At 60.7% G+C, this 23,478-nt stretch carries 18 protein-coding genes and 1 tRNA gene; 11 read left to right on the forward strand and 8 right to left on the reverse strand.

The features are described from left to right. Window positions 1-214: 214 nt before the first annotated feature. From ASD50_RS06460 to ASD50_RS06495, 8 genes are all read left to right on the forward strand, one after another. A complete protein-coding gene (locus ASD50_RS06460; RefSeq protein ID WP_056237674.1) occupies window positions 215-3,433 on the forward strand; it encodes a helicase-related protein in 3,219 nt (1,072 codons plus the stop codon). 39 nt (window positions 3,434-3,472) lie between these two features. Next, complete coding sequence (locus tag ASD50_RS06465) at window positions 3,473-3,856, forward strand: RNA-binding S4 domain-containing protein (RefSeq protein ID WP_056237677.1); 384 nt, start codon at window positions 3,473-3,475, stop codon at window positions 3,854-3,856. A 154-nt stretch (window positions 3,857-4,010) separates the two neighbouring features. Beyond that, complete coding sequence (gene fdxA, locus ASD50_RS06470) at window positions 4,011-4,349, forward strand: ferredoxin FdxA (protein ID WP_056238703.1); 339 nt, start codon at window positions 4,011-4,013, stop codon at window positions 4,347-4,349. 356 nt (window positions 4,350-4,705) lie between these two features. Continuing rightward, window positions 4,706-5,287 carry a CarD family transcriptional regulator gene (locus ASD50_RS06475; RefSeq protein WP_056237683.1) on the forward strand — a complete coding sequence of 194 codons (582 nt, stop codon included), beginning with the start codon at window positions 4,706-4,708 and terminating at the stop codon, window positions 5,285-5,287. Between the two features lie 318 nt (window positions 5,288-5,605). Then, complete coding sequence (gene alr, locus ASD50_RS06480) at window positions 5,606-6,739, forward strand: alanine racemase (protein WP_056237686.1); 1,134 nt, start codon at window positions 5,606-5,608, stop codon at window positions 6,737-6,739. 339 nt (window positions 6,740-7,078) lie between these two features. After that, on the forward strand, window positions 7,079-7,498 hold the full coding sequence (gene rnk / locus ASD50_RS06485) for a nucleoside diphosphate kinase regulator (RefSeq protein WP_056237690.1): 420 nt from the start codon (window positions 7,079-7,081) through the stop codon (window positions 7,496-7,498). 15 nt (window positions 7,499-7,513) lie between these two features. Then, window positions 7,514-8,074 (forward strand): hypothetical protein, encoded by a 561-nt coding sequence (locus tag ASD50_RS06490; protein WP_056237693.1) that lies wholly within the window; start codon window positions 7,514-7,516, stop codon window positions 8,072-8,074. Between the two features lie 21 nt (window positions 8,075-8,095). Then, the gene (locus tag ASD50_RS06495; RefSeq protein WP_056237696.1) at window positions 8,096-9,349 is read left to right on the forward strand and encodes a D-amino acid dehydrogenase; all 1,254 of its coding nucleotides are present in this window, start codon (window positions 8,096-8,098) and stop codon (window positions 9,347-9,349) included. Window positions 9,350-9,412: 63 nt separating this feature from the next. On the opposite strand, the gene msrB is transcribed toward ASD50_RS06495, so the two are convergent. The 5 genes from msrB to ASD50_RS06520 form a co-directional block, all read right to left on the reverse strand. Further along, complete coding sequence (gene msrB / locus ASD50_RS06500) at window positions 9,413-9,814, reverse strand: peptide-methionine (R)-S-oxide reductase MsrB (protein WP_056237703.1); 402 nt, start codon at window positions 9,812-9,814, stop codon at window positions 9,413-9,415. A gap of 83 nt (window positions 9,815-9,897) precedes the next feature. After that, window positions 9,898-11,088, reverse strand: a complete 1,191-nt coding sequence (locus ASD50_RS06505; protein WP_056237706.1) for a vWA domain-containing protein — start codon at window positions 11,086-11,088, stop codon at window positions 9,898-9,900. 486 nt (window positions 11,089-11,574) lie between these two features. After that, window positions 11,575-12,021, reverse strand: a complete 447-nt coding sequence (locus ASD50_RS06510; protein WP_056237711.1) for a GNAT family N-acetyltransferase — start codon at window positions 12,019-12,021, stop codon at window positions 11,575-11,577. 1,374 nt (window positions 12,022-13,395) lie between these two features. Beyond that, window positions 13,396-14,502, reverse strand: a complete 1,107-nt coding sequence (locus ASD50_RS06515; RefSeq protein ID WP_056237713.1) for a CobW family GTP-binding protein — start codon at window positions 14,500-14,502, stop codon at window positions 13,396-13,398. 11 nt (window positions 14,503-14,513) lie between these two features. Then, window positions 14,514-15,629: a D-alanyl-D-alanine carboxypeptidase family protein gene (locus ASD50_RS06520; RefSeq protein ID WP_056237717.1), complete on the reverse strand. Its 1,116-nt coding sequence runs from the start codon at window positions 15,627-15,629 to the stop codon at window positions 14,514-14,516. Window positions 15,630-15,832: 203 nt separating this feature from the next. Between ASD50_RS06520 and ASD50_RS06525 the strand changes: the two genes are divergently transcribed. After that, window positions 15,833-16,996 (forward strand): M20 aminoacylase family protein, encoded by a 1,164-nt coding sequence (locus ASD50_RS06525; RefSeq protein ID WP_056237720.1) that lies wholly within the window; start codon window positions 15,833-15,835, stop codon window positions 16,994-16,996. A gap of 101 nt (window positions 16,997-17,097) precedes the next feature. Continuing rightward, window positions 17,098-17,174 (forward strand) — tRNA-Arg (locus ASD50_RS06530). 424 nt (window positions 17,175-17,598) lie between these two features. Here ASD50_RS06530 and ASD50_RS06535 read toward each other — a convergent pair. Together ASD50_RS06535 and ribD are read right to left on the reverse strand one after the other, a co-directional pair. Next, window positions 17,599-19,047: a recombinase family protein gene (locus tag ASD50_RS06535; protein ID WP_056237723.1), complete on the reverse strand. Its 1,449-nt coding sequence runs from the start codon at window positions 19,045-19,047 to the stop codon at window positions 17,599-17,601. A gap of 126 nt (window positions 19,048-19,173) precedes the next feature. Then, the gene (ribD, locus tag ASD50_RS22330; protein WP_082549514.1) at window positions 19,174-20,082 is read right to left on the reverse strand and encodes a bifunctional diaminohydroxyphosphoribosylaminopyrimidine deaminase/5-amino-6-(5-phosphoribosylamino)uracil reductase RibD; all 909 of its coding nucleotides are present in this window, start codon (window positions 20,080-20,082) and stop codon (window positions 19,174-19,176) included. Window positions 20,083-20,860: 778 nt separating this feature from the next. Here ribD and ASD50_RS06540 point away from each other — a divergent pair. Next, window positions 20,861-21,898 (forward strand): sugar-binding transcriptional regulator, encoded by a 1,038-nt coding sequence (locus tag ASD50_RS06540; RefSeq protein ID WP_056237728.1) that lies wholly within the window; start codon window positions 20,861-20,863, stop codon window positions 21,896-21,898. An 8-nt stretch (window positions 21,899-21,906) separates the two neighbouring features. On the opposite strand, the gene ASD50_RS06545 is transcribed toward ASD50_RS06540, so the two are convergent. Then, a complete protein-coding gene (locus tag ASD50_RS06545; RefSeq protein ID WP_056237733.1) occupies window positions 21,907-23,451 on the reverse strand; it encodes an FGGY-family carbohydrate kinase in 1,545 nt (514 codons plus the stop codon). Window positions 23,452-23,478 lie beyond the last annotated feature (27 nt).

Below are 23,478 nucleotides of genomic sequence, written 5' to 3' on the forward strand. Positions count from 1 at the left end.
AGTCAGTGATTCGTCGCCGATTCGTTCCAGACTCGTTCCATAAGTTAATCTACATCATGGAAATCCGCTTGGGCTGCGCCTTTTGCGCTTCCTGTGGAACATTGCGACTTTCCCAGAGGCGCGGAAATGCCTATGTGTCGGCTGGGTTGGAGACGACCCTTGTTCGCCCCTTCCGAACGGCGCGGCACACTGGCCAGAGAGACGTTCCGAGCCGATGAATATCCAGCCGAAAAATCATGACCCGCTGATCCTCTCCGGGCGCGACGTGACCGCGGTTCTCGGGCCGACCAACACCGGCAAGACCCATCTCGCCATAGAGCGGATGGTGTCGCATGAGAGCGGTATCATAGGCCTGCCGCTGCGTCTGCTGGCGCGCGAGGTCTACGGGCGGTTGTGCGAGAAGGTCGGCGCCACCAAGGTGGCACTGGTCACCGGCGAGGAGAAGATCCAGCCTGCCGGCGCGCGCTACATCGTATGCACCGTCGAAGCGATGCCGCGCGAAACCGATGCAGCGTTCGTGGCCATCGATGAGGTACAACTCGCCGGCGATCTTGAGCGCGGCCACATCTTCACCGACCGCATCCTTCATCTGCGCGGCCGGCAGGAGACACTGCTGCTTGGCGCCGCCACCATGCACGGCATCCTGCAAAAACTGCTCAAGGGTGTTTCGGTGGTGACCCGGCCGCGGCTTTCGCATCTTGCTTATGCAGGATCGAAGAAGCTCACCCGTCTGCCCCGGCGTTCTGCGATCGTCGCATTTTCGGCCGACGAGGTCTATGCCATCGCCGAACTGATCCGCCGCCAGCAGGGCGGAGCCGCCGTAGTTCTGGGGGCGCTCAGCCCGCGCACCCGCAACGCGCAAGTAGCGCTCTACCAATCCGGCGACGTGGACTATCTGGTCGCTACCGACGCCATTGGCATGGGCCTCAACCTCGATGTCGATCATGTCGCCTTTGCCCAGAGTCGCAAGTTCGACGGCTACCAGTTCCGCCAGTTGACCGCCGCTGAGCTTGGCCAGATTGCCGGGCGCGCCGGGCGCCATCTGCGTGATGGCACTTTCGGCGTCACCGGTCAGGTCGATCCGTTCGAAGACGACCTGATCCAGAAGATGGAAAGCCATGACTTCGAGCCGGTTAAGGTGCTGCAGTGGCGCACCCCGAATTTCGACCACGCCAGCCTTGAGGCGTTGAAGCGGTCGATCGAGACCAATGCTCCTGTGGAGGGGCTGACACGCGCGTTGCCGGCGGTCGATGCCCAGGCGCTTGAACATCTCTCACGCGACGAGGAAATCCGTGCACTCGCAAGCGGGCGCGAGCGGGTTGCGTTGCTGTGGGAAGCCTGCGCCCTGCCAGACTATCGCCGCATCGCGCCGGCCCAGCACGCCGACCTCATTGCGTCGATCTATATGGACCTGGTCAAGCGCGGCCACGTCGATGAGAATTACATGGCCGAACAGGTTCGCCGCGCCGACACGACGGAAGGTGACATCGACACGCTATCGCACCGCATCGCGCAGATCCGCACCTGGACCTTTGTCTCCAACCGGCCCGGCTGGCTTGCCGATCAGGCACACTGGCAGGAAAAGACGCGCGAAATCGAAGACAGATTGTCGGATGCGCTGCATGAGCGGTTGACGAAACGCTTTGTAGACCGCAGGACTTCCGTCCTCATGCGCCGCCTTAGAGAAAACACTATGTCCGAAGCTGAAATAAGCCCTACCGGAACGGTCCTCGTCGAGGGGCACCATGTCGGTGAACTGCAAGGGTTCCGCTTTACCGCCGATCAAAGTGCTGGCGGCGAGGATGCCAAGGCCGTGAGCCAGGCAGCTCAAAAGGCGCTTGCCGCTGAATTCGAGGCGCGCGCCGAACGCTTTGCCGCTTCGGGCAACAGCGACATCGCCCTGGGTTCGGACGGAACATTGCGCTGGATCGGCGCTCCCGTCGGCACCCTGGTCGCCGGTGAAGATGCGCTGAAGCCACGCTTGGTGCTTCTGGCCGACGAACAGTTGACCGGCCCTGCGCGAGACAAGGTCGCCGCGCGCGCCGAACGGTTCGTAAGCTTCCAGATAGAGACCCTTTTGAAGCCGCTTATCGACCTGAAGGCTGCCGAGCAAATATCGGGCATTGCCCGCGGCATCGCCTTCCAGCTTGTCGAGCACTTCGGCATGATCAACCGCCGCGACATTGCCGAGGACATGCGTTCGCTCGACCAGGAAGGGCGCGCTGCTCTGCGCCGTCTGGGTGTACGCTTCGGTGCCTATCACGTCTTTGTGCCGGCCCTCGTCAAACCGGCGCCGGCAGGATTGGTGACATTGTTGTGGTCGCTGAAAAACGACGGCAAGGACAAGCCGGGCTTTGGCGATGTGGTCAACGCACTCGCCACCGGTCGCACCTCGGTGGTGGTCGACGCCTCTTTCGACAAGGCGTTTTACAGACTGGCTGGCTACCGCAATCTTGGCCGCCGTGCCGTCCGCGTCGATATCCTCGAGCGCCTCGCCGATCTGATCCGGCCAACCACCAACTGGAAGCCCGGCCTCGGCCAGCGCCCGGATGGGGCTTATGACGGCAACGCCTTCCTGGTGACTCCACCGATGATGTCGATCCTTGGTGCAACTGCCGAAGACATGGAAGAAATTCTGAAAGGTTTGGGTTACCGGGCCGAGCCCAAGCCCGCCGCTGAGGTCAAGGCAAGGCTGGAAGCCGAAGACGAGGCAGTTCGACGCGCCGCCGAGGCCAAGGCGGCGGCGGCAACAGCCAATGACGGAGCGGAGGGCGAGGTCGCTACAGCGGCTGTCGACAGCAGCGCAACGTCATCTGAAGTTGCCGAGGATGAGGTCGCATTGGAGCAGGCCACCGCAAATGCGCCTGAAGGCGGATCGGAGATCGCCGATGAAGTAGCGGTCCAGTCTGCCGCCGAGCAGTCTATCTCTGAAATCGCAGCGCCGGCTGAAGCTGATGGCGCCACGGTGGTGGCTGAAGCCGCGCCGACGGGCGATGTGGGGAACGCCACCGAAGCTGAAGAGCCGAAGCCGATCCTGCTATGGCGTCAGGCCCGGTTTGAGAGACATCGCGGTGGCCAGCGGCAGGATCAGCGCCAACGCGGCGCTCAGGGGCGACATCAGAAAGTCGCCGGTGCCGAAGCCGGGCCGGAAAATCAGGGCGAGGCTAAGGGCGGCAGTGGCGAACGCCGCCGCTTTGACCGCGATCGCTTCAAAAACGGCAAGCCGCAAGGGGAGGGCCGACCGGAGCACCGGGGCGGCAAATCGCAGGGTCAACGCCAGGAAAGGCGCGACGGGCAGCCCGATTGGAAAGCAGGCAAGAGCGGCGGCAAACCGCATTTCCAATCCAAGCCGCGCGAGGAAAGGCCTGTCCGCATCGATCCGGATTCACCCTTTGCCAAGCTTGCCGCACTGCGGGACCAGTTGAAGAAATAGCGGGGCCGTATGCAAGGTCGTGACGGTTCGAACTGATCCATGGTCGTCGAAGGTCGTCAGCGTATCGACAAATGGCTTTTCTTTGCGCGAGCGGTGAAGTCGCGCACGCTGGCGGCAAAGCTGGTGCTTGGCGGACGCGTGCGCATCAATCGCGACAAAGCAGCGCAGGCCTCCGACACTGTGAAGCCCGGTGACGTGCTGACCATCACCCTCGACCGCAGAATCCTGATCTGGAAGGTGCTCGATGCCGGGTCGCGGCGCGGACCGGCGGAGGAAGCGCGCAAACTCTATGAAGACCTGTCGCCGCCGCCTGCGCCATCGGATGGCGTTCCCGATGCCCTGCAACCGGTTCGCGACATCGGCAGCGGCCGGCCGACCAAGAAAGCGCGACGCCAAACCGACAGGCTGCATGGCAAGGATTGAATATCCGGATACCGGCGTATCCGCGTTGGTTTCATTTCATTCTGAGCCAAAATCAGCAACGTAGCTGGCCTTGCAAGCGGCCGGCAAAGGCGTTACCTCACCCTCGGAAGATCCGCCTGATGACGGGCAAACGCGGGCATTCCCGGAGCCGCCGATGACTTATGTCGTGACCGACAACTGCATTAAATGCAAGTACATGGACTGCGTCGAGGTCTGCCCGGTGGACTGCTTCTACGAAGGCGAAAACATGCTCGTCATCCATCCTGACGAGTGCATCGACTGCGGCGTTTGTGAACCTGAGTGCCCCGCCGACGCGATCAAGCCCGACACCGAGCCCGGTCTCGACAACTGGCTCCTGCTCAACGCGGAATATGCGGACAAGTGGCCCAACATCTCTGCCAAGAAAGACGCTCCGGCAGACGCCAAGGAGTTCGACGGAGAGACCGGTAAGCTAGAGAAGTATTTTTCGCCTGAGCCGGGCGAAGGCAACTGAGCTTTGGGCACATCGCAGCGACGCGAAAAGTTCGTTTGACCGGCCTTGTGCAGTTGCGATAGCCGCCTGTTGCCGTTAGCGTGTGCAGCAAATTCTTGATTCTTCCGACTTTTTGTGTTATCTATCCAGCAACATGCCGGTGACACAACGTCGATTGATGGCGCACACGCCCCAAATCACTGAAAGGTGAATCTAACAATCCGGACCAGAGCAATCTGGACGATAGGGTCGCTTTGGTGCGGTCCAGGGGTCCTTGCTTTCCCGGTAGTCTCATCTGTCGCGCGGCGATGCCGGTTCATCCGGCCAAACATGTTCGGCCGGCTTGTTGTCGGCCACAACAAGGAGTCTAGGGCGTAATGGCAACCAGCATCCCGCAGAAGAAGTCTGCCCCCGCACGTCACGGTTTCAAGACCGGAGAGTTCATCGTTTATCCGGCGCATGGTGTGGGCCAGATCGTATCGATCGATGAGCAGGAAGTGGCGGGACACAAACTGGAATTGTTTGTAATCGATTTCCAGAAGGACAAGATGCGGCTCAAGGTGCCGGTCGCCAAGGCGACTTCCATCGGCATGCGCAAGCTGTCCGAAACCGACTATGTCGATCGTGCATTGAAGGTTGTGCAGGGTCGCGCCCGCGTCAAGCGCACCATGTGGTCGCGCCGCGCCCAGGAATACGACGCGAAGATCAATTCCGGCGACCTGATCTCGATCTCCGAAGTGGTGCGCGACCTCTATCGCGCGGATAACCAGCCGGAGCAGTCTTACTCCGAACGTCAGCTTTACGAAGCAGCGCTTGACCGCATGGCGCGTGAGATTGCCGCGGTCAATCGCATGTCGGAAACCGAAGCGGTCCGCCTCATTGAGGTGAACCTTAACAAGGGTCCGAAGCGCGGCGCCAAGGCTGACAACGAGGAAACCGAGCAGGAAGAAGCTGCCTGATCTGACCGCTTGAGCAGTCACAAAAACCCGGCCCGTGCGGCCGGGTTTTTTGTTTCTGGGCAGATGTGTGGTTTGCACGACGGTTCGGCCTGCAACTGGGTGAGGCACGACAAGAAATGCTCACGATCTTCACCGCGCGACGGGCGCTGGAACGTCGCCAAGCTATTTCCATGCGAAATTCGATCTTTCCGTAGCCAACTATGGCCAGCTTCTTCGAGAAAGCACTGCCTTTTCGAAGGGATCGTGCGTTCGATAGATGTTATAAAGCCCCAGACGCAATTGAACATTGAATGCAACAGAAGTTCGAGGGTCGGGCGTATGAACAAGGTCTCCCTTGAGCATCGGGCAGTAGCGCTGGATCCGGCAGCGGCGGGTGCGATCCTTACCATCGATCTTGAGGCTGTACGCGAGAACTATCGCCGCCTGAGGGCAAGGCTTGACGCAGCGCGCTGCGCCGGCGTGGTCAAGGCCGACGGCTATGGTCTGGGCGCGGTACAGATAGCGCAGGCGCTGATGGCGGAAGGTTGCGATACTTTCTTCGTGGCGCATGTTGGCGAAGGCATTTCATTGCGCGATGCGATCGGCCCGAAACCCACGATCTACGTACTGAATGGAATCCCGCCAGGCGCCGAACGGGACGCGACCGGCTCCAACCTATGCGCTGTGATCAACAGCCTCGACCAGCTTTCAGCATGGAGCAAAGCCGCGCGAGACATAGGCCATGAATTGCCGGCGGCAATCCAGGTAGATAGCGGCATGTCGCGGCTCGGCATGGCCGCATCCGAGGTTTTGGCCTTGGCCGCCGATCCACAGGCGTTCGCAAACATTGAAGTAACGCTCGTGATGAGCCATCTCGCCTGCGCCGACGAGCCTGCGCATCCGGCCAACAAAGCACAGCGGATTGAGTTCGACCGCCTGCGCGCCATGCTGCCGCCGGTACCCGCGTCATTGGCCAATTCGTCGGGCATTTTCCTGGGCAATGGGTTCCATCATCAACTCGCGCGTCCGGGAGCTGCGCTCTACGGCATCAACCCAACGCCCGGACTTGAAAACCCGATGCTGCCGGTGGTCCGCCTGCAGGCAAAGGTGATCCAGACCCGTTCCGTGGCCGCCGGAGCAGGCGTTGGATACGGGCACACCGCCGTCACCGGGCGCAATTCCGCTCTGGCAACGATCTCGTTGGGATATGCCGACGGATGGCGCCGTCGCGCGGCTGCGTCGGCCTATTTTGACGGTGTCCGCCTGCCGTTCATCGGACGCGTCTCGATGGACTCCATCATCCTTGATATTTCCGCCCTTCCAGAGGGCCGTTTGCGGCCTGGCGACATGGTGGAAATGATAGGGCCATCGCAAACACTGGACGAAGTCGCCGGCTTTTCCGGCACCATCGGCTACGAAGTCCTGACCAGTCTCGGGCATCGTTTCCATCGCCGGTACGTCGGTGTCGAGTGAGCGGTTTGGACACGCTTGACAACCAGCCTCTTTCCAGCAAGGCTTGTAAGATGAGCAATCTTGCCCACATACCGACCTGTTTCCGGGTGTGTCCGATCGCGGGAGCGTAGCCCCGGCCCGGCCGTATTCGGCCGCGCGTAGCGGGGCATTTTCAACAAATTGAGAACCGAAGCGCTCTCGCACGCTGCGAAGCGCACGTTCAGCACGCAACCGCCGCTTCAAGCTTTTGAAGCTGCGCATGGCTTTAGCCGAGACCACATATCCGACAACCATGCGACAGGGCGACCGGCAGCGCGCCCGTAAAACCCGCTCTGCCAAACTCAAAAAAGGTTCAATCACATGCGCGAAGCAACCAGGCATCGTGAGCAACTCGACATCATCGTCAGCGCCGTCGACCATGACCGGCTGACCAGCCTTGCGCGTACGGCGCTCGACCGCCTGCCGGACATGGCGGACGAACTTTTGTCGGAAATGGATCGCGCCACCATCGCCAGCGCCGACGCCATGCCGGCCGGCGTGGTACGCATGGGCTCCACCGTTACCTTCCGCAACGGCGGCGAGGACACCAAGCGGATCACCCTCGTCTATCCGGGGCAGGCCGATATCGCTGAAAACAAGATCTCCATCCTTACCCCGCTGGGCACTGCGTTGATCGGGCTGGCCGCCGGGCAATCGGTCGTCTGGAAAACGCGCGACGGCAAGGAACGCGTCCTCGACATCGCCGAAGTCGAGCCGCCCTCGCTCGACGCCCAGTCGTGACATCGGGAGAGTGAAATGGCCCATGTAACCTGCCGGCTGACCAGCAAGGACTTCTCCATCCTGGAGGTCATGCTGGAAAGGCGCATCGCTTCGGGCGAAGCAATCCTGCCTTTGCTGAAATGCAAGGTCGCCAACGCCAGCGTTGTTCAGGTCGATTTGGTCGAAGCCAATATCGCAACGATCAACAGCCGGGTGATGTTCCGCGTCAATGGCGGCAAGGAAGACGTGCGGACGCTGGTGCAGAGCGACATTCGCGACATGGTGGGCGTCGGCCTGCCCATAACCACCATGCGCGGGCTTGCATTGCTTGGCCTTGCCGAGGGGCAGTCGGCGCTGATCGAACGCTCCACCGGCGAAACCGAATTGATCCTGCTTGAAAAGGTGCTTTACCAGCCGGAGGCCGCCCGGCGGCAATTCGCTCCAAAACGCCACATGCCGACGACGACCGCGCCGTCCCGTCGCCCCGCGCTGCGGCTGGTCCACAGTGCTCCAGCTAATGTCACACCTCTTGGCGAAAGGCCCGAAATCCGGCAGAGAGGGCCATATGATGACGACCCCGGCCCTTCCGCGGCTTGAACGGGGACCAAGGAGCATGAAATGAAGGTACTGGTGCTGGGCGGTGGCGTGATTGGCGTCACCACTGCCTATTTTCTGGCCGAGGCCGGTCATGAGGTGACGGTCATCGACCGCCAGCAGGGGCCAGCGCTTGAGACCAGCTTTGCCAATGCGGGCGAAGTCTCGCCCGGCTACTCCTCGCCATGGGCGGGACCGGGCGTCCCGGTCAAGGCGGTCAAGTGGCTGCTGATGAAATACGGCCCGCTCGTGGTGCGCCCGGCCTTCGATCCGCATATGTGGTCGTGGCTGATCCGCATGCTGAGGAATTGCACCGAAGCGCGCTATGCCCGCAACAAGGCGCGCATGGTGCCGATTGCGGAATACAGCCGCGACACGCTGAAGGCGCTGCGTTCTTCCACCAACATCGCCTATGACGAGCGCACCAAGGGCACGCTGCAACTGTTCCGCACCCAGAAGCAGCTCGACGGCATCGGCGGCGACGTCGAGATCCTCAAGCAGTACGGCGTGCCGTTCGAAGTGCTCGATCCCGATGGCTGCATTGCCGCCGAACCAGGGCTTGGCGCCGTGCGCGACAAGTTTGTTGGCGGTTTGAGGCTTCCCGGCGACGAGACCGGCGACTGCCAGATGTTCACGACCAGATTGGCCGAGATCGCCACGGCCGGCGGCGTCCGGTTCGAGTTCGGCGTGACGTTGAACGGCATTTCGGTCGAGAACGGCCGCGTGACCGGCGTCGCCACCAGCGCCGGCAACCGCACCGCCGACGCCTACGTCATGGCGATGGGTTCCTATTCGCCGATCTGGATGCGCAAGATCGGCCAGTCGATCCCGATCTATCCGGTCAAGGGCTATTCGATCACCGTGCCGATCGTCAAAGCGGATGCCGCGCCTGTCTCGACCATCATGGACGAGACCTACAAGGTGGCGATCACCCGGCTTGGCGACCGTATCCGTGTCGGCGGCACGGCGGAAATCTCGGGCTATGACCTGAGACTGCACGAAGGCCGGCGCAAGACGCTCGAACATTCCGTCAGCGACCTGTTTCCCGGTGCGGGCGATGTCGGGGCGGCAACCTTCTGGTCCGGCTTGCGCCCGATGACGCCGGATGGGCCGCCGATCATCGGCAAGTCCAAATTCGACAATCTCTTCCTGAACACGGGGCACGGAACGCTGGGTTGGACCATGGCCTGCGGCTCGGCCAAGGTGCTTGCCGACATCATGTCCGGGCGCAAGCCGGACATCGATACCAGTGAGCTTGGTCCAAGCCGCTACGCCTGACATTTTTGTTGGAGCATCGGAGCAACCCGAAAACCGGCTCCACTTTTCGGTCCGCTGCTCTCCTCACGCCGGCTGGAAGTTCAGCGCAACGCCGTTGATGCAGTAGCGCAGTCCGGTCGGCGGCGGGCCGTCCGGGAAGACATGGCCGAGGTGGCTGCCGCAGGTGGCGCAGTGCACTTCGGTACGGACCATGCCGTAGCTGCGGTCGGTCGTGGTCTCGACCGATTCCGGCACCGGGTCGTTGAAGCTTGGCCAGCCGGTGCCGCTCTCGAACTTGAGCGTCGATTCAAACAGCTTCGTATCGCAGCCGGCGCAGGTGAAGGCTCCCGCGCGGTGTTCATGCAGCAGCGCGCAGCTGCCGGGGCGCTCGGTGCCGTGGTTGCGCATGACGACATATTGCTCCGGGGTGAGGCGGGCGCGCCATTCAGCGTCGGTGCGGGTCACGGGATAGGTGTGGCTTTCCATGTCGGTCTCCTGCCTTCGCGGCCAAAGTTCTCGCCGTCTCTTCGTCCAAAGATAGGCATTCGTTACGCGGCTGCCCAGCGCGTTCAGTGCTTGCGCGACAATTCCCGCGTCGCGGATTCAAGTCCGGCGAGCGTAAGCGGGAACATGCGGTTGCCGAAGATGTCGCGCATCAGGCCGATCGAATGCGTATAGGCCCAATGCTTCTCGGAGGTGGGGTTGAGCCAGATCGCATTCGGCCACTGGGCAAGCACGCGAGAGAGCCACGCCGCGCCTGATTCCTCGTTCCAGTGCTCGACCGAACCGCCCGGCTGGACAATCTCGTAAGGGCTCATCGAGGCGTCGCCGACAAACACAACCTTGTAGTCCGACCCGTATTTGCGGATCAGGTCAAAGGTGGAGATTGTTTCCGAGCGCCGCCGCCGATTGTCCTTCCACACGCCCTCGTAGAGGCAATTGTGGAAGTAGAAATATTCGAGCTGGCGAAATTCCGCCCGCGCCGCTGAAAACAGCTCCTCGACGGTCTTGATATGGTCGTCCATCGAGCCGCCGACATCGAAGAACATCAAGAGCTTGACGGCGTTGCGCCGTTCCGGCCGCGTCCTGACGTCGAGATAGCCATGCTCGGCGGTGGCATGGATGGTGCCGGAAAGATCGAACTCTTCTTCCGCGCCGTCGCGCACCCAGCGCCGCAACCGCTTCAAAGCCACCTTGATGTTGCGCGTGCCAAGCTCGACGCTGTCGTCGAAATTGCGGAACTCGCGCTTGTCCCACACCTTGACGGCGCGCCGGTTGCGGCTGCCGTCCTGGCCGATGCGCACGCCCTTGGGATTGTAGCCATAGGCCCCGAAAGGCGAGGTGCCGGCGGTAGCGATCCATTTCGAACCGCCCTGGTGGCGCCCCTTCTGTTCCTCCAGCCGCTTCTTCAGCGTTTCCATCAGTCTGTCGAAGCCGCCCATCGCCTCGATCAGCTTCTTCTCCTCGTCGCTGAGATGCTTTTCGGCGAGCTTGCGCAGCCATTCCTCGGGAATTTCCGCCACATCTACCGGGGTTTCGCCGGACAGTGCTTCGATGCCTTTGAAGACATGGGCAAAGACGCGGTCGAATCGGTCGATATGGCGCTCGTCCTTCACCAGCGCCGAACGGGCGAGGTAGTAAAAGCCCTCCACGTCGTAGTCGACGAGCCCTGCCTCCAGCCCTTCCAGCAGCGAAAGATACTCCCGCAAGGAAACGGGAACCTTGGCGGCTTTCAATTCGAGGAAGAAGGGAATGAACATCGATTTATAAAATTCTCATTTTGTCGCTCACTCTATCTTAGAGCAGAAACCGCTATCGTGGACATATGGGATTGCAGCCTATTGAGCAGCTGATGCGGTCGGTGGCTTGCTTCGATGCAAGCTGGTGGAACGACGACAGGCGCAATTGGTGCGCCTATTGTGGGATTCCGACGAGGCGAAAGTCCGGCCAAGGTAATCCGCAGCCCCTTACTCTTGGCACGCGAGACCACGTTATTCCCAAGGCACACCGTGGCGGCTATCTGACAATTCCAGCTTGCCGAGCATGCAATGTCGCCAAAGGTAAGATGTCCTTGCCGGAATATCTCGACAGCGAGCATTTCAGGACTCGTAGGAAAAACAGGCACAAGCATCAATGGCCGCTGCATTTGCTTTGGGCTGTCACAGGCGTTGCGGCACTAAAGTGCTCATCTGCACTTTTGGCAAAATCCGTGTCTTCGAATCCGGCTAAAATCTCTGTGCCTGCCACTACAGAAGATCGTATTCGATGAAACCCGTCCTTCGTGCAACGTGATCGTAGAGACGGCGTGCGGTGGCGTTGGTTTCGTGCGTCATCCAGTAGACATTGGTGACGCCGGTCTTGGCCGCCTCGTTGCGCACCGCTTCGATCAACGCCGCGCCGACGCCCTTGCCGCGCGCTGCCGGGGCGGAGAACAGGTCCTGCAAGTAGCAGTTGTTGACCAGCGACCAGCCTGAGCGGTGATAGAGGTAGTGCGTCAGTCCGACCGCCTTGCCGTCGAGGAGGGCGATGAAGCCCTTGGGCTCGAACTCGCCGGGCGCGAACAGACGCTCCCAGGTCTTGGCGTAGACCTCGTCCGGCAGTTTGGTTTCGTAGAAAGTCAGGTAGTCGGTCCATAGCCGGCGCCAGTCGGCATGATCGGATTGCTCGAGCGGGCGGATGGTGATGTCGGCCATGTCTGTCTGCTCCCTGTTGCAAGCTTCGGAAGTTAGCGACTGGTTGCCCGCATGGCGATGGTGCAGGGCCGGTTTGTAGTTGGGCCGACGCGTTTCCTCATCGCCACGCCCGGCTAAAGCCGTCTGGGAGTCTTTTGCCCCGCCCTTAAGCTCCTCGCTAACGCTCGTCGCTGGCGGGGACCCCGGATGGCCAGACGGCTATCGGAGTTCGTGCTTTATGGTTGCCACGCCCGGCTAAAGCCGTCTGGCCATTGTCAAAGAACTGACCTCATCTGAGAGGTCGGGCGTGCTTTATGGTTGCCACGCCCGGCTAAAGCCGTCTGGCCATTGTCAAAGAACTGACCTCATCTGAGAGGTCGGGAGGACGGGCGGCCGTTCGGTCGCTCGTTTAGATAGATAGTGCGGCCTTGCGGCCGCCCGTCCGGTGGTCTTGCCTCCCTGAGGGGGCGCTGCCGTCCAATGCGGCCCGCTKGCTCAGTCGAGGCCCGGACTTGGGGGCTCATCACCCAGCCGCACACCGTCATGCGACCAATCCGGCACCGACGCCCTTCCCTGATACCCGGTGCGCACCAGNGCACACCGTCATGCGACCAATCCGGCACCGACGCCCTTCCCTGATACCCGGTGCGCACCAGGTCTCCCGCAAGGGCGATGGCAGCGAGTATGCGGGAGATGGAGACGGTGGGGATAAGCGGGGTGAAGGATTTTGTGGGGAGGCGTGATTTGTCCACTACGCGATCAGAATCTTCACAAGAACAACACCCCCCTCTGGCCTGCCGGCCATCTCCCCCTCAAGGGGGAGATCGGCAGCTTCAAGCTTACAGCCGCCTCTGTGACCTCAGTACCGGATGAAAGCATGGCAATCGCGTGATCTCCCCCCTTCAGGGGGAGATGGCCGGCAGGCCAGAGGGGGGGTGCCTGACGAGGCACTCGATCGGCAACCGGATCGAGCCTCCTCATCAAAAGGGGAGAGTAAGCGCGCTGGTGCCCAGAGTAGTGCCGCAATGTCACGGAATGGATCCCGGATATTCCTTTCTCGCTCCGCACGAAAGGGAATTCCGGGATGACGAAGTTGGGACGCCTTGCTTCAGCCGGTTACGGGATGACGAAGCGGAGCGGTTGGGCGCTGCTGCCTGCGCTGCGCACCGGCGTTCGCTGGCCTTTCATCGTGCCGCCGGCACGATGACTTCACTGGCGCATAGTGGTTGTTGACCCCCGCAAGAACGGAGATTGGCGCTGACGCCGTTGCCGCTGGGGCGAAACAGCGCCGCTAAAGCGTGTCGCGATCTTTCAGATTCGCTTCACGCGCTTTAGCTCCTTGATTTTATGCATGTCTTTGTCCCGAAACCGGTTCCCGCTTTCGGGAGACATGCACTAGCGGCCGGCGATGGCGAGCGGATTGTTTTCTAGCGCCGCGCGGTCCGGCGTGTCGATGGCCGGCTTGTTGGTGAGGGCCGCGAAAAGCCGCTGGACGTAATCCTGCGGCATGTCCATCGTGATCAGAACCAGCCGGGCGCCACGCCGGTCGTCCGGCCAGGCGGGCAGGCGGGCCGGCGGATGCAGGATTTTCTGGACCCCGTGCACCACCAGCGGCTTCGACGGGTCGTCGGCCAGCTCGATGATGCCCTTCATGCGCAAAAGCTGCTCGCCATGGGTGGAGCGCAACAAGTCGAGAAACATCTCGATGGACGAGAACGGCAAGGGGCCGTCGTGGACCAGCGTATCGGTGCGCACGCGCGAATCATGGCGGTGATGGTGATGCGCGTGATCGTGGTGGCCATGATCATGATGGTCGTGATCATGGTCGTGGTCTTCGGCAGCCTCGCCCAGCCAGCGGCGGACGTCGGCCGACTTGGTGGCAGGGTTGTAGAGGCCGCAGTCGAACAGTTCGGAAATGCCGGCCTTGCCGACATCGAGCAGCGGTGCGCCGGGGTTGAGCTGGCGCAGGCGGGCATGCAACGCTGCCAGTTCGCTTTTGTCGGCAACAAGATCGGTCTTGGTGATGACGATGCGGTCGGCGACCGCCGCCTGCTTCACCGCCTCGACATGGGCATCGAGCGTGGCCGCGCCATTGACGGCATCGACCATCGTAACGACGCCGTCGAGCCGGAACGCCTGCACCAGAACCGGGTGCGCCATGATCGACTGCAGCACAGGTGCGGGATCGGCCAGTCCGGTGGTTTCGATGATGACGCGCGAAAGCCGGCTGATGCGGCCGGTCTGCAAGCGGTCGATCAGTTCGGCCAGCGTGTCGACCAGTTCGCCGCGCACCGTGCAGCACAGGCAGCCGTCGGACAATTCGATGATGCCGTCGGACGCCTGCTCGACCAGAAGGTGGTCGATCGAGACATCGCCGAACTCGTTGATGATGACGGCGGTGTCGACAAGCGCCGGATCTTTCAGGAGACGGTTGAGCAGCGTCGTCTTGCCGGCGCCGAGGAAGCCGGTGATGACCGAGACGGGTATGGGAAAACTGGCCATTTTACCGGTGCTCAGCCGCCTTGCGCGGTGGTTTCGGTGCCGGCCGGCGGCGGCATGTCCGGGCGCCAGCTCGGAACCGGCACGTCGGCATATTCGACCTTGCCGATCATCGCCTTGGGCAACGGGCCGGTTGCTCCGCCCAGCCCGACCGCGACCAGCGTCGGATTGACGAGTTTTTGCCGGAAGACCGACTTCGGCGCATCCTTCTTCTCGGCGGGCGCGGCCTCGGAAAGTTCCGCCGCCGGTTTCTTTTCGCAGATTTCGGCGCGCATGTCGGTAAACGAGGTGGTGTCGCCATAGCTCGGCAGCGCAGCAAGCGTGGTGGAGCCGCCTTGCGTTGCAAAACCGCCGTCGAGCATCTTGGCCACTTTTTCGGCACGCGTGATGCCGGATTGCTCGCCCAGCACCACGGCAACCAGGGTTCGGCCGTTGCGGGTGGCCGAGCCGATCAGGTTGAAGCCCGATTCGCAGACGAAGCCCGTCTTCATGCCGTCGGCGCCGGGGTAGCGGCCGACCAGCAGATTGTAGTTGGGGATGGCCTTCTTGCCGACGGCGAGGCCTTCGATGCCATACCAGGAGGTGTATTGCGGGAAATCCCGGCGCAAGGCGGTGACGAGCATGCCGAGATCATGCGCGGTGATGTACTGGTCCGGCGAAAACAGGCCGTTGGGATTGACGAAATGGCTGTTCACCATGCCGATGCGCGCGGCCTCCGCGTTCATGCGCCGGGCAAATTCGGCCTGCGAGCCGCCAATGTTTTCGCCAATTGCCATGGCGACGTCGTTGGCCGACTTGACCAGCATCATCTTCAAGGCGTTGTCGAGGCGCATGACCTGGCCAGCCTTGAAGCCCATCTTGCTGGGCGGCTGGTTGACGGCGGTCCTGGTCATCTTGATCGGCGAATCCAGTGCAACTTCACCGGCTTCGAGCGCCCGGAAGGTGACGTAAGCGGTCATCAGCTTGGTCAGCGACGCCGGATACCAGCGCTTGAACGCATCCTCATGCTTCAGGACCTGGCCGTTGTTCAGGTCGAACAGAAGGGTGGGATTGGCGAGCGCCGGCGCGGCGGACGCAGCGAGCGCAAGCGCGCCGAACAGTGCGCTTTTCAGGAAATGCGTGCTTGTCATCGTGAAATTCGAAATCGCCTCTTGCCGTAGCCGCCTGCGGCTTTCTAAGATTTCCGCACGGAATTGCCAGCCTGCCGTTGGGGGCCGCCCGGCAGCTTTCGCGCAGTTGCTATTTAGCCTATGTGACATCAACATGGCAAAGGTTGAGCCTTTCACAATTATGGCAGGCCTTGAGGCTTGGCCACCAAGCGAGTGTGACAAACATGCCGATCCTGAACCGCGCCGCCGAACTGCAGGATGAAGTCGCCGGCTGGCGCCGACACCTGCACCAGACGCCCGAGCTGAACTTCGACGTCTTCGAAACGGCGGCCTTCGTCACCGGCAAGCTGAAGGAGTTCGGCTGCGACGACGTGGTGACGGGGTTGGGCAAGACCGGCGTCGTGGGCGTCATCAAGGGCAATCTCGGCAACGGGACGACGATTGGGCTGAGGGCCGACATGGATGCGTTGCCCATCCACGAGATCACCGGCAAGCCCTATGCTTCGACGGTTGCCGGCAAGATGCATGCCTGCGGCCATGACGGGCACACCGCCATGTTGCTCGGCGCCGCCAAGTACCTTGCCGAAACGCGCAACTTCGCCGGCACGGTGGCGGTGATCTTCCAACCGGCGGAAGAAGGCGGCGGCGGCGGCAACGAGATGGTCAAGGACGGGCTGATGGACCGTTTCGGCATCAGCAAGGTGTTCGGCATGCACAACATGCCCGGCTTGCCGGTGGGCCAGTTCGCCATCCGCCCCGGCCCGATCATGGCGGCGACGGCGGAACTCACCATCCGCATCAAGGGACGCGGCGGCCATGCAGCGATGCCTCACGGCACGCTCGATCCGATTGTCATCGGAAGCCAGCTCGTCGGTGCGCTGCAGACGATTGCGTCGCGCAATGTCGATCCGGTCGAGGCAGTGGTGGTGTCGATAACCAAGTTCCACGCGGGCGACGCCTATAACGTCATTCCCGAACAGGCGGAGCTGGCCGGCACGGTGCGCACGCTGAAGAAGGAAGTGGCCAAGCTGGCCGAGGAGCGGGTGCGCGCGATCTGCGCAGGCGTGGCGGCGACGTACGGTGTGACGGTCGAACTCGATTTCGACGCCAATTATCCGGTGACCTTCAATCACCCGGGCGAGACCGCCTTTGCCAGCGACATCGCCGCAAGCGTCGCCGGCGAGAGCCAGGTACATCGCGCCATGCCGCCGGTGATGGGCGGCGAGGACTTTTCCTACATGCTGGAAGCGCGGCCCGGTGCCTTCATCTTCATCGGCAACGGCGCCACCGCCGGTCTGCACCATCCGGCCTATGACTTCAACGACGAGGCGATCGCGCATGGCGTGAGCTATTGGGTGAAGCTGACGGAGACGGCGCTGGCGGCGTGAGGCGCGGCCGGCGGCAGGGTTCTATTTTGCAGGCGGGCCGGATTTTTCGGCCGGCTTTGACTTGGCGAAGCGGCTGCAAGCCGCTATGTGTCTGCCCGAGTGGTCCCGTAGCTCAGTAGGATAGAGCGGCAGATTCCTAATCTGTAGGTCACAGGTTCGATTCCTGTCGGGATCACCACTAAGTCATTGTTATTATTGGATATTTTAGAGACTTGAACCACTCTTTTAAGCGAAACCCGTACCAATAGTTTGAAAATGCGCCGTCTCTGTTGAGGAGATTCTCACATTTCCGCGCGTAACCATCATGGCGCTCTTTTAGAGACGGAATTCGAAAAACATTCCGGTCGTTTAGGAAAGAACTATTGGTCTAGAGTTTGTGTGACTGTCCCATCACCACTCAGTCAGTCCGTTTGGCAGCTTTCGGCACGACGGTTGAAAGGCCTCGTCATTTCCGAAGCTTAGTGGTCGGTTGCGCCAATCTGTTGGACAAGAGACGCGCTTTGGGGCTGGGTTTTGGGCCAAATTGGTGGATCGTCTCTTTCGGGTACGGAGCGTGCCCAATAGATTTCAGCGTTGATGGTTGGACAGTTGCCTGGATCTGCTTAGTTGCTGGCCTGGATGGCGAACTGCTGGCGCTGATCGGCCCACAGGATCGGAAGATCGTCCCGTGCCAGCGCGCGAACGGTGAGGTCGACTGGCTGGCGGCCACGTAGGATGGCGTCGGTTATCTTCGGCGCGAGGAAGGCGAGGGGAAGGATACGGCTGACATCGGCAACATGAATGCGGGTGGTGTTTGCCACATCGGCAATGGTGCGACCGGAGCCATCAGTCAGCATGCCGAGCAGGAGATGGGCCTTTGCCAATAGGTCGATGAGACTGTCGTCAGGTTTTTGGCGGGCGTAGGGACCTTCCAGAACAAGCTTGGACTCAAAACCCCTGCGCCGGAGCGTAAACGGTATTGGGAGTGTCACCGATTGTTGTTCCTGCCCGTCATGGTGGTTGTCATCGATATCATGGCTCGCTTCGAACACAGCATGGGGATTGACCTCCAACACCATGGCGCCGGGCCTGATGCAGATCGATCGAAACAGGGTCTTCAGCATCTTGGCGCACTCAACATGGGATGCTGCTGGTAGCGCTTCACGAAGTTGGGTTGCCTTGGCAATCACGGTTTCAATGCGGACTGACGGCGATAGTGTGCTGGCCCATTTTGACAAGCGGACCTCATCGCGAAGGATCACGTCCAGTTGATGAAGAACGGTTTGTTCCAGTTCCTCAGCTGGCAGCCGCCATCCTGTCGGATCGGTTCGTCTTCCGGTCTCAAGGCGGTGGGAGACATAATAGCGAAAGCGTTTTTCACCTTTGGTGGTGAACACCGGACTTAACCGATCGCCGGTTTCATCAAAGAGCAGGCCGGTCAGCAGATGCAGGCTTTGGCTGCGGTTTCTGCTTTTGCGATGAGGCGCCTGGGCCTTCAAAATTGCCTGAGCCATGGCGAAGGTCTCATCGTCAATGATGGGTTGATGCTCACCATCGTAAATCTTGTCTCTGTGTCTGGCCTTACCGATGTAAACTGGATTGGCCAGCAGGTGATAAAGCATGCCGCGCGAGTAGATTGTCCGCTGCTGTGGGTCCGATGTTGACGCCCCGGCCTCGTCGCGGTCACCCGAGTTCAGTTCGTCCAGCAGGAGAAAGACGGATTTGAGTTCGAGATAGCGGCTGAAGATCGATCGAACCTTCCTTTCAGCTTCGGGGTCAATGACCAGCTTTTTGTCAATTGCCCGATAGCCGAACGGCACTGAACCACCCATCCACATACCCTTCTTGCGGGAGGCGGCAACTTTGTCTCGGATGCGCTCTGCCGTGACCTCCCGTTCGAACTGGGCAAAGGACAACAAGACATTGAGTGTTAGCCTGCCCATGGAGGTGGTAGTGTTGAACTGCTGCGTTACAGACACAAATGATACGTCATTGGCATCGAAGACCTCGACGATCCTGGAGAAGTCCATCAGAGACCGGGTCAGTCGATCGATCTTGTAGACTACGACCATCTTTCTCGCCGACATATCGCCCTTGCCATGTCCGGCAACCGATTGATCGCGTGATGTACAGGCTACTGTGAAATGATGATCTGAACAGATGTGATACGCCGGATTTAACTGCTGGCCGAGCGGCAGTTACCAAGGGCGCTGGGGATGTGGGCAAACATTCGGACAGAGTGTTTCATGGCGATCCACATAGGGGAACGATTCTCGTGCTTTTGATCCATGAACTTGCTCAGCGACTGGCATGACTCGCGCGGATAGAACCAACTCCCGTGCATGTGATTTTGACGATACGACCAGTACGCGAGTAAGGCCCAGCCGGCCACACGCGTCCAATTCGCCATCCATCATTGTAATAAGATCGTGGGGTGCTGCGGACAATACACGGACCAAGCGATCCTGGCCGATCATTCTCAAAGTTGTATTGATCCAATTCAAAGCCAATTGCTCATCGTCTCTTGCCGTCTTTACCACCAATGTCGCGTCGCAGGTTCGTATCGTCTCGGCCATTTGACGAGCGTCGTCACAATCCAATCCACCCGCATTCGCCATTACGGCTAGGGGTCGGCCCGTTCGTGTAAGATGGAAAAAGCCAGCTAACGTATCCAAAGCCTCTTGCTCGAGGCATCCACAGTCTACGCGTACACCGGCTTGTCGTAATTCCGAAACACCACGGCCACTAACGCGCGGATCAGGGTCTGTCGCTACTGCGATTACGACCCGATTAACGCCCGAAGCCACCAGGGCGTTACTGCAAGGCGGCGTTTCGCCGTGGTGACAACAGGGTTCAAGCGTCACATAAGCGGTGGCGCCATTGGCCTCGTGATTGATGCAACTAAGTGCATTTGCTTCGGCATGAGGACGCCCACCAGGACCAGTCGCGCCTTCAGCGATCACTACATTTTCCCGGACAATAACACAGCCGACTGGCGGGTTAGGCGCGGTCGTTCCTTGGGCCCCGTTTGCGAGTCGAATAGCGCGAGCCATGAAGTGAAGATCGACATCGTCCCATTGCGTCTGCTCGGCTACACAGGCGGGCATTGCTATTCCTCAATCCATTGTTTCCACGATTGCAGTGCGTTGAGCTTCGCACGGCTCTTGTCTGGCCAGCTTACGGTATGCTCACGCTATGCTACGGGCAATATGGGAGTTTTCTAAAATGAAAAAATGATTCATGTGAGTTGAATGTTTAGAGGGTTATTGGCAGTTGTTAATAGAAATCGGCAAGGAGATGAGAAGCCATATGCGCATCGTCTGATTGGCCCCATTCACTTCCTAAATTTCTCGATCATAACCAGACGGCAAGTAATCGGCGCCAGGTCGGACAGTTCCGTTTTTTCGATCGGCTTAAAAGTCCCAATATGACGAGGGCCTTCTTTCAAAACTTGATTAAGGTGGCGTCGACCTGCATCGTGTTCATGAACCCGGTGACGAGGCGTTGGACACCTTCTCGCTTGCCAAGTTTGACCCGCCAGCTCTTGATGGCGCTTGAAGAGCATGCCCCACTGTCGAATGAAGGCCATTCCGACACTTTGCTAGCGACAAACCGATCGACATCGCCTCTCGTACGCTTCGAAAAGCTATCGAGTTTTCCGCTTTGACCCGGTTGATATACCGCTTCTGAACATGCTGTCCGTCAATCACGCCCTCAATTCTGAGCCATAGGCGCTGATCCCGGACACGCCAGCTACTCAACTAGCGTAATCATCTCGTGAATCCGGCATTCGAAGCGATTGCCTTGCCTCAGCATAACCGGTTGACAGAACGGGCCTAATTTCGGATCAGACGTTCTATCCCATCGCAACTCCCGGATAAGCCAATGCAAAGTCCGTTGTCGGTGCTCATGTCGGTAGCGCCAGAGATGGCGGAGTTGGTCGAGCGACGCTACACCGTGCTGCGTGCCGTGGCGGCAGGCGAACCGGTCGGTCGCCGTATCCTGTCCGACCGGCTGGGCTGGTCCGAGCGCATCACCAGATCGGAAGTCGAGATTCTTCGGGAGATCGGACTGGCCGAGTTGGGCGGGTCTGGCGTGTCATTATCTGCAGCCGGCCGCCAAATCCTTGCCGATCTTGCACAGATCGTTTCGGAACTTCAGCAATTGCGCAGCCTGCAGCGCAGGCTGGCCGCGGAGTTCTCCTTGCGACGCGTATTCATCGTTCCGGGCGATTCCGAGACGGAGGTGGTTGCGCGCGATGCCTTGGCGCGGGCGGCTGGCGAGGCCATTCTGGAAGTTCTCGGTCCTGAGGATGTGGTTGCCGTCAGCGGGGGATCTACGCTGGCAGACGTGGCACGACATCTTTTCAGCCACAAGGATTACCCCGGTGTTACGATCGCTCCGACCGGCGGCGGACTGGGGGATGCGCTGGAAACGGAAGCCAACACTGTCGTTGCCCAATTTGCCCGGGCGCTGGGCGCAAAGTACCGCCTGTTGCATCTGCCAAGCGACCTTGGTGAACAATCGGTCAGCATCCTGCTCGACGCGCAGCCTGCCATCCGTGAGATTTTCGATTTCATCCGTTCGGCGACCGTCGTGGTGCAAGGTGTCGGAACGCTAAAAAGCGTTGCCGCGCGCCGTAAGTTTCCCACCGCACGGATCAAGACCCTTGAACAGCGTGGGGCCGTCAGCGAGTCCCTCGGCTACTTCTTCGACATCAAAGGTAAGGTGGTGGAAGCAGCGGGTGGGGTCGGGATGCGGCTGGAGGATTTGAGTCATGCAGCCCATGTGATCGCAGTCGGCGGCGGCACGTCAAAAGCGGCGGCGATAAGATCACTTCTCAACACTGGTTTGCAGCACATTCTGGTCACCGACGAAGCGACGGCGCGCGCCATTCTCTCCGACGAGAGCGTTTCGCGATGAACATGCCGTCAAGACGTTGACGCCGATGCCTGTTCGATATGCCGGCAATACTGCCGGTAGTGTTCGCCGTAGCGTTCGCTCTCGCGCGGCTCGTAGTCGGTATAGCCGAGGATGATGGGCACGACCCATTCGGCTGCTTTCGCGGCAGAAATGGCGGCCCCACGGGCGGAGCCCAGCACCGTCGAGTTGGCTCGGACCGTTTGACCCATGACATCCGCATAGATCTGCATGATGGCAGGGAACCTGGCCATTCCCCCGGTTATGCGAATCTCGTGGATAGGCCCGGCCTGGCGATGGAGGTCATAAGCATAACGCATGCCCATCGCTCCTGCCTCCAGCATGGCCCGGTAGATTTCGACCGGCGTGGTTGTCGTCTTGATGTTGGCAACAATGCCGCCAAGGTCCGCTTGTCCCAGAGGCGTCCTGCAGCCGTTCCACCAGTCCATCACCTGGATCGGGCTTGGGCTAACTGACCCTTCAAGCTCTTGGACAAGTGTTTCAAGAACTGCTTCGGGGCTGGATCTGCCGCCAAAGGCCAGCATTCTCGATAGCCACGCCAGCATATCCCCGCTGGCCGCCTGACCAGTAGAGTAGTCGTATAGCCCGTCCACGGCGCCGCCATAGACCAGGCTTTCGATCCCTGCCACCGGCGTCGGTTGTGCCGACAGGCTCATGTGGCAGGTCGACGTCCCTGCTGCGGCGACCAATATGCCGGGCGTGCTGACGTCCGAACCCAGCACAGCCGCCTCGGCGTCAACCATGGCGACCCCCACGAGCGCTGCAGAGCCGATGCCTGTCACGTCCTGCCAGCGTCGCGTCAGCGGACCCGCCGAAGTGCCAAGCGGATGGGGCGGCGCCAGCTTGTCGAGCCAACTTCCAAGTCCGGGCTGTATTGCTTCGAGGCTGCCTGCTTCCGGATAGCCGCCGAAATCCGGCTGCCAATGGTTCTTGCATCCGGCATGGCTTGCCGAGCGCGTTTCCCTACCCGTGAGTTGCCACACGATCCAATCACCGGCGTCGATCCAGCGTTCTGTCGCTTGCCACAGCGCGGGGTCTTCAGCCATCGTCTGCCAGGCTTTTGCCAAAGACCATTCGGAACTCGTCTGGTTGTTGTATCGCCCCAGAAAGCTCGGGCGGGCCGCCGCAATCCGCTTTGCGTAGTGATCTGCCGCATGATGCTTCCAGAGCTTGGCGAAAGCGTGCGGCCGACCTGCAAAGGCTGGCGTGTGCAACAATGGAGTGCCATCGAGCAAGGTGGGGAGTATGGTGCAGGATGTGGCCGAAATGCCGATGGGGTGAATTTCGAAGCCAAGGTCGGCTGCGGCCCGAGCCGCCCAGCTCAGCAACTTTTCCGCTGCATGGATGAAGTCGGCAGGGTCCTGGATGGCCGAGTTGGGCGCAAGCTTCATCTGCGGCGCTGTCGTCTCGTCAAGAAAACCTCGTTGATAGCCGACCGTATGCTCGGTGACGCCGCCGCCGGTGTTTAGGTCGATCATGACGACACGGCCGGAACCCGTGCCGAAGTCGAGGCCGAGCGTCGCCGCGCCTGTCATCGTGCCACCGTTAACGTTGCTTTAGAC

The organism is Mesorhizobium sp. Root552 (assembly GCF_001427285.1).
Lineage (GTDB): Bacteria > Pseudomonadota > Alphaproteobacteria > Rhizobiales > Rhizobiaceae > Mesorhizobium.

Bases quoted from the DNA above. Each gene is read 5' to 3' on its own strand.
- ASD50_RS06465 (WP_056237677.1), top strand. From the start codon at position 3,473: ATGGTCGTCGAAGGTCGTCAGCGTATCGACAAATGGCTTTTCTTTGCG.
- fdxA (WP_056238703.1), top strand. From the start codon at position 4,011: ATGACTTATGTCGTGACCGACAACTGCATTAAATGCAAGTACATGGAC.
- ribD (WP_082549514.1), bottom strand. From the start codon at position 20,082: ATGCCCGCCTGTGTAGCCGAGCAGACGCAATGGGACGATGTCGATCTT.
- rnk (WP_056237690.1), top strand. From the start codon at position 7,079: ATGCGCGAAGCAACCAGGCATCGTGAGCAACTCGACATCATCGTCAGC.
- msrB (WP_056237703.1), bottom strand. From the start codon at position 9,814: ATGGAAAGCCACACCTATCCCGTGACCCGCACCGACGCTGAATGGCGC.
- ASD50_RS06540 (WP_056237728.1), top strand. From the start codon at position 20,861: ATGCAAAGTCCGTTGTCGGTGCTCATGTCGGTAGCGCCAGAGATGGCG.
- ASD50_RS06525 (WP_056237720.1), top strand. From the start codon at position 15,833: ATGCCGATCCTGAACCGCGCCGCCGAACTGCAGGATGAAGTCGCCGGC.
- ASD50_RS06490 (WP_056237693.1), top strand. From the start codon at position 7,514: ATGGCCCATGTAACCTGCCGGCTGACCAGCAAGGACTTCTCCATCCTG.
- ASD50_RS06520 (WP_056237717.1), bottom strand. From the start codon at position 15,629: ATGACAAGCACGCATTTCCTGAAAAGCGCACTGTTCGGCGCGCTTGCG.
- alr (WP_056237686.1), top strand. From the start codon at position 5,606: ATGAACAAGGTCTCCCTTGAGCATCGGGCAGTAGCGCTGGATCCGGCA.
- ASD50_RS06510 (WP_056237711.1), bottom strand. From the start codon at position 12,021: ATGGCCGACATCACCATCCGCCCGCTCGAGCAATCCGATCATGCCGAC.
- ASD50_RS06515 (WP_056237713.1), bottom strand. From the start codon at position 14,502: ATGGCCAGTTTTCCCATACCCGTCTCGGTCATCACCGGCTTCCTCGGC.
- ASD50_RS06505 (WP_056237706.1), bottom strand. From the start codon at position 11,088: ATGTTCATTCCCTTCTTCCTCGAATTGAAAGCCGCCAAGGTTCCCGTT.
- ASD50_RS06460 (WP_056237674.1), top strand. From the start codon at position 215: ATGAATATCCAGCCGAAAAATCATGACCCGCTGATCCTCTCCGGGCGC.
- ASD50_RS06475 (WP_056237683.1), top strand. From the start codon at position 4,706: ATGGCAACCAGCATCCCGCAGAAGAAGTCTGCCCCCGCACGTCACGGT.
- ASD50_RS06495 (WP_056237696.1), top strand. From the start codon at position 8,096: ATGAAGGTACTGGTGCTGGGCGGTGGCGTGATTGGCGTCACCACTGCC.
- ASD50_RS06535 (WP_056237723.1), bottom strand. From the start codon at position 19,047: ATGGTCGTAGTCTACAAGATCGATCGACTGACCCGGTCTCTGATGGAC.
- ASD50_RS06545 (WP_056237733.1), bottom strand. From the start codon at position 23,451: ATGACAGGCGCGGCGACGCTCGGCCTCGACTTCGGCACGGGTTCCGGC.